The sequence below is a fragment of the Candidatus Magnetobacterium casense genome (assembly GCF_019173545.1).
GTDB classification, from domain to species: domain Bacteria; phylum Nitrospirota; class Thermodesulfovibrionia; order Thermodesulfovibrionales; family Magnetobacteriaceae; genus Magnetobacterium; species Magnetobacterium cryptolimnobacter.
Genome location: NZ_JABXWD010000052.1, coordinates 1 through 13,616 on the forward strand (window position 1 = coordinate 1; position 13,616 = coordinate 13,616).

Annotated in this window: 13 protein-coding genes; 7 read left to right on the forward strand and 6 right to left on the reverse strand. The window is 50.8% G+C overall.

From position 1 onward, the window contains the following. Positions 1-315 precede the first annotated feature (315 nt). The 5 genes from HWQ67_RS04575 (at position 316) to HWQ67_RS04595 (ending at position 5,128) form a co-directional block, all read left to right on the forward strand. Entirely contained in the window at positions 316-1,089 is a 774-nt protein-coding gene (locus HWQ67_RS04575; protein WP_218251467.1) for an outer membrane protein, read from the forward strand. 10 nt (positions 1,090-1,099) lie between these two features. Beyond that, complete coding sequence (locus HWQ67_RS04580) at positions 1,100-1,852, forward strand: outer membrane beta-barrel protein (protein ID WP_218251468.1); 753 nt, start codon at positions 1,100-1,102, stop codon at positions 1,850-1,852. Between the two features lie 24 nt (positions 1,853-1,876). Further along, entirely contained in the window at positions 1,877-3,031 is a 1,155-nt protein-coding gene (locus HWQ67_RS04585; protein WP_218251469.1) for an aldo/keto reductase, read from the forward strand. Positions 3,032-3,168: 137 nt separating this feature from the next. After that, a complete protein-coding gene (locus HWQ67_RS04590) occupies positions 3,169-4,689 on the forward strand; it encodes a GMC family oxidoreductase (protein WP_218251470.1) in 1,521 nt (506 codons plus the stop codon). A gap of 31 nt (positions 4,690-4,720) precedes the next feature. Beyond that, positions 4,721-5,128 (forward strand): VOC family protein, encoded by a 408-nt coding sequence (locus HWQ67_RS04595; protein ID WP_218251471.1) that lies wholly within the window; start codon positions 4,721-4,723, stop codon positions 5,126-5,128. A 171-nt stretch (positions 5,129-5,299) separates the two neighbouring features. Here HWQ67_RS04595 and HWQ67_RS04600 read toward each other — a convergent pair whose 3' ends face one another. Together HWQ67_RS04600 and HWQ67_RS04605 are read right to left on the reverse strand one after the other, a co-directional pair. Beyond that, entirely contained in the window at positions 5,300-6,520 is a 1,221-nt protein-coding gene (locus HWQ67_RS04600) for a methyl-accepting chemotaxis protein (protein ID WP_218251472.1), read from the reverse strand. 45 nt (positions 6,521-6,565) lie between these two features. Beyond that, positions 6,566-6,811 carry a hypothetical protein gene (locus tag HWQ67_RS04605; protein WP_218251473.1) on the reverse strand — a complete coding sequence of 82 codons (246 nt, stop codon included), beginning with the start codon at positions 6,809-6,811 and terminating at the stop codon, positions 6,566-6,568. A gap of 237 nt (positions 6,812-7,048) precedes the next feature. Here HWQ67_RS04605 and HWQ67_RS20160 point away from each other — a divergent pair, with 237 nt between their 5' ends. Continuing rightward, positions 7,049-8,062 (forward strand): general secretion pathway protein GspK, encoded by a 1,014-nt coding sequence (locus HWQ67_RS20160; protein WP_218251474.1) that lies wholly within the window; start codon positions 7,049-7,051, stop codon positions 8,060-8,062. Then, positions 8,062-9,384: a lantibiotic (srt) production protein gene (locus tag HWQ67_RS04615; RefSeq protein WP_218251475.1), complete on the forward strand. Its 1,323-nt coding sequence runs from the start codon at positions 8,062-8,064 to the stop codon at positions 9,382-9,384. The genes HWQ67_RS20160 and HWQ67_RS04615 overlap by 1 nt, the downstream gene beginning before the upstream one ends. Before the next feature lie 102 nt (positions 9,385-9,486). Here the strand turns inward: HWQ67_RS04615 and HWQ67_RS04620 are convergent, their stop codons facing one another. Genes HWQ67_RS04620 through HWQ67_RS04635 form a run of 4 tightly spaced genes read right to left on the reverse strand, consistent with a single transcriptional unit; the run spans position 9,487 to position 13,298 of the window. Next, entirely contained in the window at positions 9,487-11,061 is a 1,575-nt protein-coding gene (locus tag HWQ67_RS04620; RefSeq protein ID WP_218251476.1) for an N-acyl-D-amino-acid deacylase family protein, read from the reverse strand. Beyond that, complete coding sequence (locus HWQ67_RS04625; RefSeq protein WP_218251477.1) at positions 11,058-11,672, reverse strand: CbiQ family ECF transporter T component; 615 nt, start codon at positions 11,670-11,672, stop codon at positions 11,058-11,060. Before HWQ67_RS04625 ends, HWQ67_RS04620 begins: the two co-directional genes overlap by 4 nt. A gap of 19 nt (positions 11,673-11,691) precedes the next feature. Then, positions 11,692-13,071, reverse strand: coding sequence for an N-acetylmuramoyl-L-alanine amidase (locus HWQ67_RS04630; RefSeq protein WP_218251478.1), 1,380 nt, complete (start codon positions 13,069-13,071; stop codon positions 11,692-11,694). Then, on the reverse strand, positions 13,068-13,298 hold the full coding sequence (locus HWQ67_RS04635; protein ID WP_218251479.1) for a NifU family protein: 231 nt from the start codon (positions 13,296-13,298) through the stop codon (positions 13,068-13,070). The genes HWQ67_RS04630 and HWQ67_RS04635 overlap by 4 nt, the downstream gene beginning before the upstream one ends. Positions 13,299-13,616: the final 318 nt, after the last annotated feature.

Below are 13,616 nucleotides of genomic sequence, written 5' to 3' on the forward strand. Positions count from 1 at the left end.
GATGATAGTTGAGGCCATTGAGATGAAGGTAGAGGGCGGCAATCCCAAGATGCGTTTTGCGGATAGTTGGGTGCTGCGGGATGGCAAGATAGAGGTACATTTTGCCGGGATGGTACAGTATCCTGATGGTTCGCTCGCCTGAGCTGCCGCAGGAAGGGGTCAAGGGGACTGGTCCCCTTGCGGGGGAGGTTAAGGAGGGGGCAGCGCCGCCCTCCTTATAGGGGGTAAGGGGGCGAAGCCCCTCTCTCTCTCCCTTCCCTTTAGATTTGATGCAACAAAGCATAAAGATTAAGATAGAAGGAATGGTAAGAAGTTATGATGATTAAGAGATCGTTTGTAGCATTGCTGTTGGTGATGCTTTCAGTTGTTGGGACATTTCAGTATGCCGCTGCGGCTGATACAGGACGGACACCCTTTTACGTAAGTGCCGGTACTGGCCTTAGCTGGCGCGGGGATGCCGATGATTCGGGCGGAAAGCTCTCCTTCAATACCGGAGTGGAAATCACTGCGGCAGTGGGTGTGCGCCTTGAGAGGCTGGATAACAAGTTCCTGCAAAACTTCAGGATTGAACTGGAATACGCCAGGCAGTTTGACGATGTAGATACAATTGAGATTCACGGTATGGGAAACAAGGTCGAGGATGCCGTTGGACGCATAGACTCCGACTCTTACATGGCGGTGATATACTATGACTTTCCCGTCAGGAAACTCGATCCCACAGTCAAGGGTTTTGCCTCACGCCTATCGCCATATGTGGGACTTGGATTGGGCTTTAACAGGGTCATCGTAAAGGGTCTGTCAAGCCCCGGGCTTGATTACTGGGCAAACATGCCGCCAAGTCAAGGCGGATTGGGCAGAAACGGGCAAGGCTTCAACCTGTACACAACCACAAATTTCGTCTTTGCCATATCGCCGAGATTTGGTCTGACCTACGAGGTGTCAAAGAACTTCGATGTGTACTTAGGGGCCAAGTACGTAAAATCCAACGACGTCCTCCTGGATTCTTACGCGAGTCTGCCAAACGGCACCTGGAACAGGCCCAACCTCAACTACTGGGATGGTCAGATCGGTGTTCGGTACAACTTCTAAGGATGTTTCGATGAAAAGACTATATTTTACCGTTTTGTTGGTGATGCTTTCAGTTGTTGGGACATTTCAGTATGCCGCTGCGGCTGATACAGGACGGACACCCTTTTACGTAAGTGCCGGCACTGGCCTTAGCTGGCGCCAGACCGTTAATGATGCGGCAGCAAAGATGGCCTTCAAAACCGGTGCTGAGATCACAGCGGCGATTGGTTTACGCCTGGAGGAACTGGATAATACATTCCTGCAGAACTTCAGGTTTGAACTGGAATACGCCAGACAGTTTAATAAGAATGATGTGGTAGAATTGCACCTCATGGCAGACAAGATCGAGGACGCTGTGGGAAGCGTAGACGTCGATTCTTACTCGTTGGTTATATACTATGACTTTCCTCTCAGAAAACTCGCCCCCTCAGTGAAGGGTTTTACCTCTCACCTGTCACCATATGTGGGGCTTGGATTGGGTGTTAACAGGTCTATATTAAAGGGTCTGTCATCCCCGTCTCTTGATGCTTTTGCAAACTTACCGACAAGTCAAGGTGGGCTAGGTAAAAATGGCGAAGGTTACAATCTGAGCACAGTTTCGGATTTTGTCTTTGTTATCTCACCAAGGTTTGGTGTTACCTATGAGATGTCCAAACACTTTGATGTGTATATGGGGGGTAAGTACATACAGTCCAATAAAACCCTCGTGGACGCCTATGGCATCTGGATGAGGCCTAACGTCAGTTTCTGGGATGCCCACATCGGTGTTCGGTATAACTTCTAAGAACAAGTAAACGTTTAGGAGGTAATGATGGCAACAATGAAATACAGACTCTTAGGCCGCAGCGGACTACGCGTATCGGAGCTTGGTCTGGGATGTGCGACCTTTGGCACAAACTGGGGCAGCATCGGCTCCGACAAGGAAGAGAGCCGCAAGATATTTAACGCCTTCGTGGAGGCCGGCGGTAACTTCCTCGATACCTCAAACCGCTATCAGGAGAGTCAGTCCGAGCAGTTTTTAGGGGAGCTTATTCATCCAAACCGCGACCGACTCGTTGTGGCAACCAAGTACTCCCTCGTGGACGGTCTTGCCGACCAGAACGACCCCAACGGCAACGGCAATCACCGCAAAAACATGGTCAGATCGGTAGAGGGAAGCCTCAAGCGCCTCAAGACCGACTACATAGACCTGCTCTGGGCACACATCTACGACTTCACAACCCCCATGGACGAGATGTTGCGTGCCATGGACGACCTCGTGCGTCAGGGCAAGGTGCTCTACGTTGGGGCATCCAACTACCCCGCATGGTGGATGGCACGGGCCAATACGATAGCCGACTTCCACGGCTGGACGCCCTTTGTGGCTACGCAACTGGAGTACGCCATCACGGAACGCTCCTGTGAGCCGGAATTCCTGCCAATGTGCGATGAACTTGATATCGCCTGGGTGTGTTGGTCGCCCCTGGGTGGTGGGATCGCAACGGGCAAGTACAACCGCGGCAAACTTAACCCCAACGAGTTATACAGACTGATTGACGAGGTCGATGATAACAAGCGTCACTACTGGCATAACGTCACCGTGCGCAACCTCAGGATCATGGACGAGGTCGTAAAGATTGCCGATGAGATCGGTCGTCTGCCCGTACAGGTCTCCCTGCGCTGGATAATGCAACAGAGGGTGGTGGCCATACCGATATTTTCGGCCCGCACCGTAGAACAAACAAAGGAAAACCTAGGTTGCCTGGACTTCACCCTGACCGATGAACAGATGAAGAGGCTTGACCAGGCAAGTCTGCCCGCCGTGGCCTCGATAATGCCGGAGGTGGGGCCATATCCCTATCCGATGCTTGAGTATGGAAGCCCTGCCCTGCCGGAGTTTTATTCACGCCTGCTGCTATTTGGCAACACGGAGTACAAGATAGAGAACCATCGCAGACACTTCCAGTTTCGTTACAGACGGTAGTGAAATGTTGAGTATACTGTAGGGGTCAAGGGGGCTGGCCCCCTTGCAGGGGAGGTCTGAGGAGGGGGCGGAGCCGCCCTCCTTCTTTCCCTTCCCTTCTTTTGTCACCGAACCATTATAGAAAAGGAGCTTATAGAATGACGAAATATGACTATATCGTAATAGGCGGAGGCTCGACAGGTTGTGTGTTGGCCAACAGACTGAGCGCCAACCCCAGAAACTCCGTCCTGATGCTGGAAGCCGGAGGACCGGACGACAAACCGGAGATGCACAACCCCGCCGACGTCGTTAAACTGTGGGGATCGCAGTATGATTGGAACTACGAAACCGAGCCCGAACCCTACCTAAATAACCGCAAGTTGCATATGACCAGGGGCAAGGTAATGGGCGGTTCGAGTGTGCTCTATGCCATGATCCACGTCCGTGGCAACCGGCGAGACTTCGACCTCTGGAACGCCCTGGGTAACGAAGGCTGGAGCTACAAGGACGTCTTGCCGTACTTCATAAAGTCTGAAAGCTACTACAACACAGCAGACCAGTATCACGGCACAAACGGCCCCCTTTGTGTAATGGTCAATCCGGTGCCCACAGATGCCGCAGTGGCCTTTACCAATGCCGCCGCAGAACTTGGCTTCAATGCCCCCAATGGCGACTACAACGGGGCCGAGTCCGTCAACACGGCCAGCCTGTATCAGCTCAACATTACCAGGGACATCAAGCGTTGCAGCACATCGGTGGCCTACATACAGCCAATTGCAAACCGCAAGAACCTCGTCATACACACACATGCCCATGTCAGCCGCATCCTGTTTGAAAACGGCAGGGCAGTAGGTGTCAAATACACCCGCGACGGGGCCGAAATAACCGCCGGTGTCACTGAAGAAGTGGTGTTGAGTGCGGGCGCCTACGACTCCCCCAAACTGCTCATGTTATCGGGAGTGGGTCCGGCAGACCACCTGAGACAACACGGTATCGATGTCGTAGCAGACCTGCCCGGTGTGGGGCAGAACCTCCACGACCACGTCCTGATGGCAATCCCGTACAAGTCCAAAAAGGAAGTCAAGCGACCTGTATTTTTGGGAGAGGCGGGATTGTTCCTCCGCACCCGTGATGCCATGGAGGCCGCCGCACCAGACCTACAGATAAACTTCAACTCCGGCATACCGGAATTCATCCCCGACTTTAAGGGACACCATATCAACTTTGTTGTCGTCCTGGTGCAGCCCAAGAGCCGTGGCTTTGTGAAATTGCGCTCGACTTCGGCATCTGACTCCCCGGTGATCCTCAACAACTACCTCAAGTGTGAGCGCGACGTTGATGTCCTGGTATCGGCCATCGATGTAACGAAAAAGCTAACCCAGACCAGGGCGCTTAGTCAGTACGCCGACGGTGAACTATACCCCACCGATGGCAAAACGGTTGAACAGTTACGCCAAGAGGTTAGGGGCAGGGCCTCCACGATCTGGCACCCGGTGGGCACGTGCAAGATGGGCTATGACGACATGGCCGTTGTAGACCCAAAACTTAGGGTGCATGGTGTTACAAATCTGCGCGTGGCCGATGCCTCAATCATGCCAAACATCGTCAGTGGCAACCCCAACGCTGCATGTGTGATGATTGGAGAAAAGGTTGCGGATATGATTATAAACGCAAGTTAGTGAACCCTTTAAACTCAAGGAGGATATAGATATGGGACAGATCAGCTTTGCACACGTTGGCTTAACGTGCAACAATCAGGCCGTGATGGAGGAGTTTTACACAAAGCACCTCGGATTTAAGCGAACCCGGGTCATCGCCCTTGGGGACAAGCAGATAATAATGCTCAGAAACAACGAAGGCGTATACCTGGAGGTGTTTGAGGCCGAAGAGCCAAGACCCGTACCACAGGCCGTAGCCGACGGGCCGCATTACGCCGGACTGCGTCACCTCTCCTTCAACGTCGATAGCGTTGACAACAAGCTCAAGGAGATGGGCAGCGCCGCCGAAATAACACTCGGACCGTTGAACTTCGACGACTTCATCAAGGGCTGGCGCACCGTCTGGCTGAAGGACCCCGAGGGAAACATCGTGGAACTCAGCGAAGGATACAAAGACTAAAGGCAAACAAGAAAGAAGGGAGGCGGCTCCGCCATTTTTATGGGGGGTGCCTCACCCCTCCCTCAGACCAACCCACAAGGGAGTATGGCCCCCTTGACCCCATAAAAATGCCGTGTGTTTTGTATTTAATCCAATCTAAATCTGCTTAATGTAAGGCTAATTGGCTACTTTTCACGTTTGCTCTATTTTAAGGTGTCCATCCGAGGTTTTACATACACCAAAGCCAAGTGCCTCAAGCAGTTTTTTAGAGTTTTCATATAGTTCACTTGCTGCTGCCGCCAGCTCCTCAGAAGCGGCAGCGTTTGACTGTATCGTTATATCCAGTACATTAACGGCTTTATTAATTTGGTCTGCTCCATGACTTTGCTCGTTTGTCGAGACACTAATACCATGAATGAGGTTTACCATTTGTTTAATGGATGGTACAAGTGATTTTATCATATTTACCGCCTTTTCGGCAACCTGAATACTTTTAGATGAAAGATTGCCTATTTCGATAGAGGCAGATTGACTTCTTTCTGCAAGTTTTCTCACCTCGGAGGCAACTACGGCAAATCCCTTACCCTGTTCACCTGCCCTGGCAGCTTCTATGGCCGCATTGAGAGCAAGCAAGTTGGTCTGACGCGATATCTCCTCTATAATCAAAATCTTTGATGCGATTTCCTTCATGGCGTCTGTAGTTTCCATGACAACCATACCACTTTGATTTGTCTCATTTACAATCTTCATGGATATTACTTCCGTCTCTGAGGCATTTACTGCGTTCTTCTTGATATTTGACACCATCTCCTCGGTTGCTGACGATGCTTGCTGTATCGATGCCGCCTGTTGCGTTGCAGCGGTTGAGACATTTTCCGAGCTTATCTTTATAACACTGCTTGATTCGGCTACTGAGGATGCCACCGTTTTCACTGTATCTATAAATCCGCAGAGCTTATCGGCCAGTATGTTTATAACTATCATAAGCTGTGCAAGTTCATCTGTGGATTCAACATTAAGGCGTTTTTGCATGTCTCCCTCTGCCATGAGTCCGGTTAATTGTACGGCCTCTTTAAGCGGACCCATTATAGAGCCGGAGATAATTATACTGAGGGTTATGCTTAAGATAAGAACTATTGCTGCCACAATGATTGTGTACTTTATCATGTTCAAAGTCATTTCTTGCATTTCATCGGCCTGTTTTTGTCCGTTATTTTCCATCGTATCTACAAAACTCCCTAATGTCTCTATTGCCCTATCACAGGCCTTATCATATTCATCCATTACGACATCGCCTTGTTCCTGGCTTTCCTTATACGCAATGAACATTTTGTTTCCAATTGCCCACATTTCCTTAAAATTAGTTTCCATTAAGTTTAGTTTATCCTGTTCATGTTTCATCTTTGATTTCATCGTAGACAGTGCTGACATAGCCTTGTCATAGTTCGGTCTGGCTTCTTATTCAATAACATTGGCATCTTTTGTCAACGCTGCATCGGTAAAAAACTGCCATATGTTGGCTATGTAAAGCTGGATGGATTTGGCATCCTTCAATTGACTCTCAGTTTCTTTATAATTGATTAAATCATTCTTTAATTCTACAAGTTCACCACCTATGTAAACAGCGAAAAGAGCAAACATTGTAAACAGTGCTATATATGAACCATATAATTTGACTTTTAAAGGCAACTTTCTTATAAACATACCAGCAACTCCTTTTTTTGTATTCTGTGTTAAGGTATAACTATAGAAATGAAAATACATGGTAGTACTGCGCATTCATTCCTCATCCTAAGCCACTATCATTCAATAGTCATATTGTACATAACTTCATCAATAGCTGTCAATGTTCATTAGCTGTCAATGTTCATTTTTACCGTGAAAGTTTTGAAACTTCCGTTGTAACGGATAAGATTCCCGGAGGCGGACAAAATTCACAGTGTGCCAATTGTCTATAGAGTGTTTTTTTGTATCGTCTTTAGGCTATCATATTACGGTATGCTGATAGAGGAGCACTTTATGAATAACCCTGCGTGTTCGCACGGTAGGCCACAAGAGGGGTCGGCGGTGCTGCTGACGATCTTTCTGTCGGCGATCATCATAACGATCGGCGTGGGGTTTAACTGGATCGTGAAGGAACACCTCAAGGCCGCTGCTGCCCTCAAGGACAAGTCTGAGGCAATGGTGGCAGCTACTTCAGCCTATGAATCGTTCATATATGCCACTCTCACCGGCAAGATGTTAAACGACCGCCTTGTTCTCTCCGATGAGACTCTCTTGGGCACCGCACAACTGCCCATCAACAATGCCGCCGTAAAGATCGGCAACAACGTCACCATCAGCATCCAGGACAGCAACGGCAAGGTATCAGTGGCCTATGGCATGAGCAACGAACTCACTCGCCTGATGTACCACATTGACAATACAAAAAACATATCCGAACTAACCGACAGCATAAACGACTGGACAGATGGCGATGACATAGCCCGCCCCAACGGCGCCGAAATCGACTACTACCGCGCACAAGCAAGAGACTACACGCCTGCCAACTCAGAGCTTCAGTACACGGAGGAACTCCTGCTCATACGGGGGATGGACGTGGACTTTTTCAGAAAACTGCGTCCCTGTATAACCATCCTGCCATCGACTGGATTTAACCCAAACAGCGCATCTGCCGAGGTACTCTACGCATACCTCAACCTTACCCCGGACGCCATCAAGGCCATTACCGATTACACAAGCTCGGCCTCCGTGGACTCCCTGGATGACTTCAATAAGCTCTCCGGTACGGGGCTGACACCGTCGTTGGACAGGGACTACCTGACACCATCAATGTACCTCGATGTAACGGTGCAGTGCAGCCTCAACAGCGCCCTGTATACGATAAGCACCGGCATCGGTCTAAACGCAGGAGACTTCTCTCCATACCAGGTCTTCTATTGGCGGGAGGGGTGATGAGGGCGTTCTACGTACATGGCCGGGGGGTTGACCTCTACAGGGTCAAGGGCACGTTGATAGTGCGGCAGGATACAATGCCCGCAATCGACAAGAAAACCATCGGCAAGAAAACTACGGCGTTGGAGGGCCTCCTGCACAAAAACGTACTGATCGTAAGCAAGGAGCTGCTACACTACAGACGTGCTAAATATCCCCCCACATCCACAAAGAACCTCGCCGGGATCATCGCCAACGACGTGGCAGACCTCTTTCCCATGATAAACGCTCCGGACTTCCATTACAGGCTGTTTGACTCCCGCAACAACTACAGCCTTGCTGATATATGGGCATGGCCGTCGCAGTTGATTCGGGGACATGCACGAGACCTCCAATGCGCTTACGTCATCCCCGAGGATGCGCTGTTTATATCGGCCCAACCGGAGGTCACTATCTACAACCACGCGGCATTTGACTATGCGGTTGCCCACGACTCCAGGGGGTTTATCGACAGTCGTACCTTTGTGCATCCGCTGAGGCAGACCGATATCGACCTCTTTCTGCACGGACTCGGCAACTTCAGACAGGACATCAGACACATCAACTCCTACCTGCAACAACCTACACCCCATCCACCATCGCTTGGCCGACTCAACCGCATAAACCTGAAACCATTTAAGACAACCAACCAACACTCAAATGCAAACCTGCCTCTGCTGTACAGGCTTGCTGCATATGCCGTGTGTGGCTATGTGGCATGGGCATATTTCACCATCAGACAAATCGACGATTCTATAAATTCCGTACAAGATAAAACAAAAAAGATAAACAAACAAGTAACCTTACTGGTCAACCTGAAGTCAAAAGACACGACAACCAAGCTGGCAGAAGAACTGCAAAATAAGCTCGGCCAGGCCCCAAACCCTGTTGAGTGTATAGACGCCCTTGCAGGTGCCCTCTCATATGGTACCTACGTAAACCATTTGAACATCTCCTACGGTGGCGTAGAGGCCGCCCTGACGTCCTCCGATCCGGCAGGGGCAATAAAGGCGCTCAGTGCATCCAGTTCCGTACAAAGCGTCCAGCTCAAGGGCGAACCACAGAAGGATGCACAGAACATATACAGATTTCGTCTCTCAATTGGTATCAGGCGCTCAACCCCTGAGACGTCCTCTGCTGCCGCCCCACCTGCTACCGTTGCACCTGTTGTTGTCCCACAGCCTGCTCCCACGACCCAAACCACACCTGCCCTATCAACAGGAACGGAGAGACCGACACCCTCCGCAGGTATCAATAAGAGTTCAAACCCTGGCGTAATATTTAGAGGTACAAAGATATTTTAGTTTATAGGTAATAGTTCACCTCCCTAAGAAGAAGAAAAGAAAGGGGCGGCTCCGCCCCCCTTTAGAACCCCCCGCAAGGGGGCCAGCCCCCTTGACCCCATTTTACCATGCTTTTTTAAGAAGATACCTGTTTTCTTCTCTGATCGTGCCGACTTCAACGGCTACCGTGCCATTTACAAGGACATACTCAATGCCTTTTGGCTGACAGTAGGGGGTTTCAAAGTCTGCGCAGTCCATTATGCTGTCCCTGTCAAAAACGACAACGTCGGCATAGGCGCCTTCCCTGATTATGCCTCTGTTGTGTAAGCCAAAGGTTTGGGCGGGCAGGGCGGTTATCTTCCTGATGGCGTCCCGCAACGACATCAGCCCCTCCGAAAGAACGTACCGGCTGATGTAGCGCGGAAAGGCCCCAAATCCCCGCGGATGCGGCTTACCAACACACCCGGCATAACCCCGGATCGAGCTGTCCGAACCGACCATGCACACGTCAAGGGACAGAATCCGTCTTAGGTTGTCTTCGCTCATGGAGAAAAAGATGGCGTCAACTGCAAGCCTCTCCTCGATCAACAATGAGGTCACAAGGGAAAACGGTTCAACCCCGCGACTTCTGGCGATTTCGCCGATCCGGTGCCCTTCCATGGGCTTGTTCTTTTCGCTCCTGACCGTGGAGACCATCACGCTGTCCCAGTAGGGGACGTTTTCAATTCGCTCGCGCAACTCCTCCCTGATCCTGGACAGTTGTTCTCCGTCTGAGAGACGACGAAGTTCAAGCTCATCGCCGCCCTCGTAGACCCACGACGGCATTACGGTATCCAGGGATGTCTGCGAGGCCGTGTACGGATACCGATCACAGGTCAGACGGATGCCACTGGCTCGTGCCTCTTCGATGACGCAGACAAGTTCGTCGATCTTGTACCAGTTGCGGCTACCGGCAGTTTTGAGGTGTGACAGATGAATTTTTATTCCCGTTCTGCGGGCAACCTCTATGGTGTCCTGGACGGATTCAATCAGGAAGTCCCCCTCACTTCGCATGTGGGTTGCGTAGAGCAGGTCGTTTATGGCTGCGGCGTTGATAATGTCCACGATTTCGTCGTTGTCCGAGTACACGCCGGGGGAGTAAATCAGCCCCGAGGACAACCCTATGGCTCCCTCCGATACGGCATCTCGCAGCAGCAGCGACATCATTTCTATGTCCGTCCGGGTTGCCGGGACGTCCTCATAGCCCAGCACCGATGCCCTCAGATTGCCGTGCCCCGTAAGGGTGGCAAAGTTTATAGCCGGATTAAGCCTTTGCAGACTGGCATAAAAATCCCTGAAACAGTGCCAGCGGTCTTTTATGCTGTAAGTTATGAATTCCCGCTCCAGGTGGTCTATGGCAGGGCCTGAGATTGGGGCGGCTGAAAAACCGCAATTGCCGTTGATTTCCGTAGTGACTCCCTGAAGCAGCTTTGAATCGGCATTGGGATATGCAAACAGGCTGAACTCCGAGTGTCCATGCACGTCTATAAACCCCGGCGATGCCACAAGCCCCCGCGCATCTATGACACGGTCGGCATCAACCCCCACGAAGTCGCCAACAAAGACGATCCGATCCCCCGTAATACCAATATCCGCAACAAAAGGGGCTCCACCACTGCCATCATACACCAGGGCGTTTTTGATCAGGACGTCAATCATGCCTTCTGCTCATCCTTGTTGGCATCAAAGAACTTCTCAGGGCTTACAAGGATGTCGCTCAACACGGAGACAAGCAACGACGACACAATTGCGGCCCTTTGGGTCAGACCATCGGCACCAGCGGCGGCCATCCTGGCCCTGTACTGCGTCGTCATCGTGTCCTTGAGCAGTGGGAATGCCTTTAGCGTCAGGAGCATCATTTCGGTGAACTCCTCAACGGGCAGCCTTAAAACTCGCAACGGTCTCAGGAGCCTCCCCACGGCGCCAGCCAGCTCCTCAACGCTGACGGCATAGAGCAACAGTTTTGCTCCGATAATCATCAGAAGCGTCCTGGCGGTTGTTACCGTGGCAGAGGTTAAGCCTTCATGCGTTATTTCGAGGCCATAGAGACTGAAAACGATACGACCTTCCTTGAACATGAGATTACCGGCAAACGTTACAGCAAGGAAGATCGATATGGGTATCGCACCGGAACGGAATCTCTTGCCGGGGAAAAACACGAAGGTACAGATGGCCAAAAATGCGGCTGCCAGAAAAAACACGGTATCTTGTACAACAAAAACCAGTACAACTCCCCCAAAGTAAACAAGCATCCTTGCCAGTGGTGTCACCTGTGTTCAATCCTCATTTTTACTTCCTTTTTACCGCCGAGGCCGAGGCATATTCGGGTGCGTCGGGCAAGGTGGAGACGTACTGGCCAATGCCTCGGGCGATGGAGGCGGCAAGTTCTTCTTTGTATGCGTTGGTTTTAAGGAGTTTTTCCTCCTGAGCGTTTGTCAGGTATGATATCTCCACCAGAGCGGAAGGCATCGATGCACCCACCAGGACGTAAAACAGGGCCTGACGGACTCCGTTGTCTACGACACCGCCAAATTTATCGTTGAGATTAGAGACGATAGATTTTTGTATAAAATGCGAAAGTCTCAGGGACTCATCGCGTTTGCTTTCACGGGCAAGGGAGGCCAGTATTACGCCAAGCTCTGACTGTACCTGTTTCATTTTTGTTATGGAGATGGCGTTTTCACGGGCAGCCACTCGCAGGGCCTCCTTATCGTCTGTGAAGTTGAGGAAGTAGGTTTCGATTCCCTTGATGGAGGGAGTGTTATTGGCATTGGCGTGGACGGAGACAAAGAGGTCGGCGGCCTTGGAGTTTGCAATGGCCGTGCGCTCCTCAAGCGATATAAAGACGTCCTTGCTCCTGGTGAGAAACACCTCGTAGTGGTACTTGTCACGCAGCAGCTTTGCCAGCCTGAGGGCGACATCGAGGACGATGTGCTTTTCCTTCATGCCGGTCTTTCCAATGGCGCCGGGATCATGGCCGCCGTGACCGGGGTCGATGACGATGCGTTTTTTGGCAAAAGCCGGCTCGATACGTTTTGTCTCCTTATTGTGTGCCGAGTCTGAGTGGTCGGGTTTGCCGCCCCTGGCTATCTCTTTTTTGGATTCCTCCGACGGTTTATCGGTTTGTTTGCCGGATGATTTGTCTTCGGACTTTTCGACGGCAGGCTCATTCAGGGGTTCTTTTTGTAGCGATTCCTTTGATTTTTTAGCCGCTTGTTCCTCATTTCCCTGGTTGGCGCCTCCCTTGCTGACGAAGATGTCAACGATGATCCTGCTGGGGTTGGTGAGGGTGAATAGCCTGTATTGGCCGTAGTTGTCGAGGTCAAAGACCACCCGGACTGTGGTTGGGTCAAACTGTCCCACGCGGATTCTTGTTAAGATGGCGTTTTCTACCATGATCGTCTTTTTTGAGAATGAGCCAACCTTAGTATTTTCTAAGTCGAAGTAGAGTTTCTTGACGTCCTTAAGTTCACCACGCTTAAACTTTGCATCGCCAACCATATCCACAACAACACGCGTATAGTCCTTTGAGGCAAAATAGCGGACGTCCTTAATTTCATTCTTGACCTTGACAGCAGCCATGAGGGCAGATGGCATAAGCAAGATTATTAGCAGACACATCAACGATCCAAGGTGTATTCGAGCATTATGGTAACATATCCGTATCATGTTGCCTGCACCGCCTTTACAGCGCTGAGTGAGGGCAGTTCGAAGAGGATGGTTTTTTCGACCCAGTTTTTCATTGTCATCGAGGACATGGGGCAGGTCTGACAGGAGCCGATCAGGCGCACATACAGGACGTTATCCCTGATCTCGATAACTTCAATGTCACCGCCTTCTGTCTTGAGTCCTTCCCTGACCTTTTCGATGGTCTTGTTGATTGACTCTGTGTTCATATTAAACCTCCACTTTAGCTTTCATCGGCTAACCGTCTAATCTGCTTATATTATATCGGCAGCTATTTATAAATCCTTAACTTGATCATACCACATTTAACTTTATAACATGTTGTCAAAGTCATTGTCAAGTTTTTTCGGGATAATGGGGTAATATAGCGCGTTTCGATTGCATGCGATACAAAGAAGGGGGCGGCTCCGCTTCTTGGCGCTCCAGGAGGGGGCAGCGCCCCCCGGCTCAATGCGCTCCTGGCCCCCTTCAGAACCCCCCGCAAGGGGAGGGGCGAGGCGCAATCTTGTCGCAGCGGGTCGCACCCG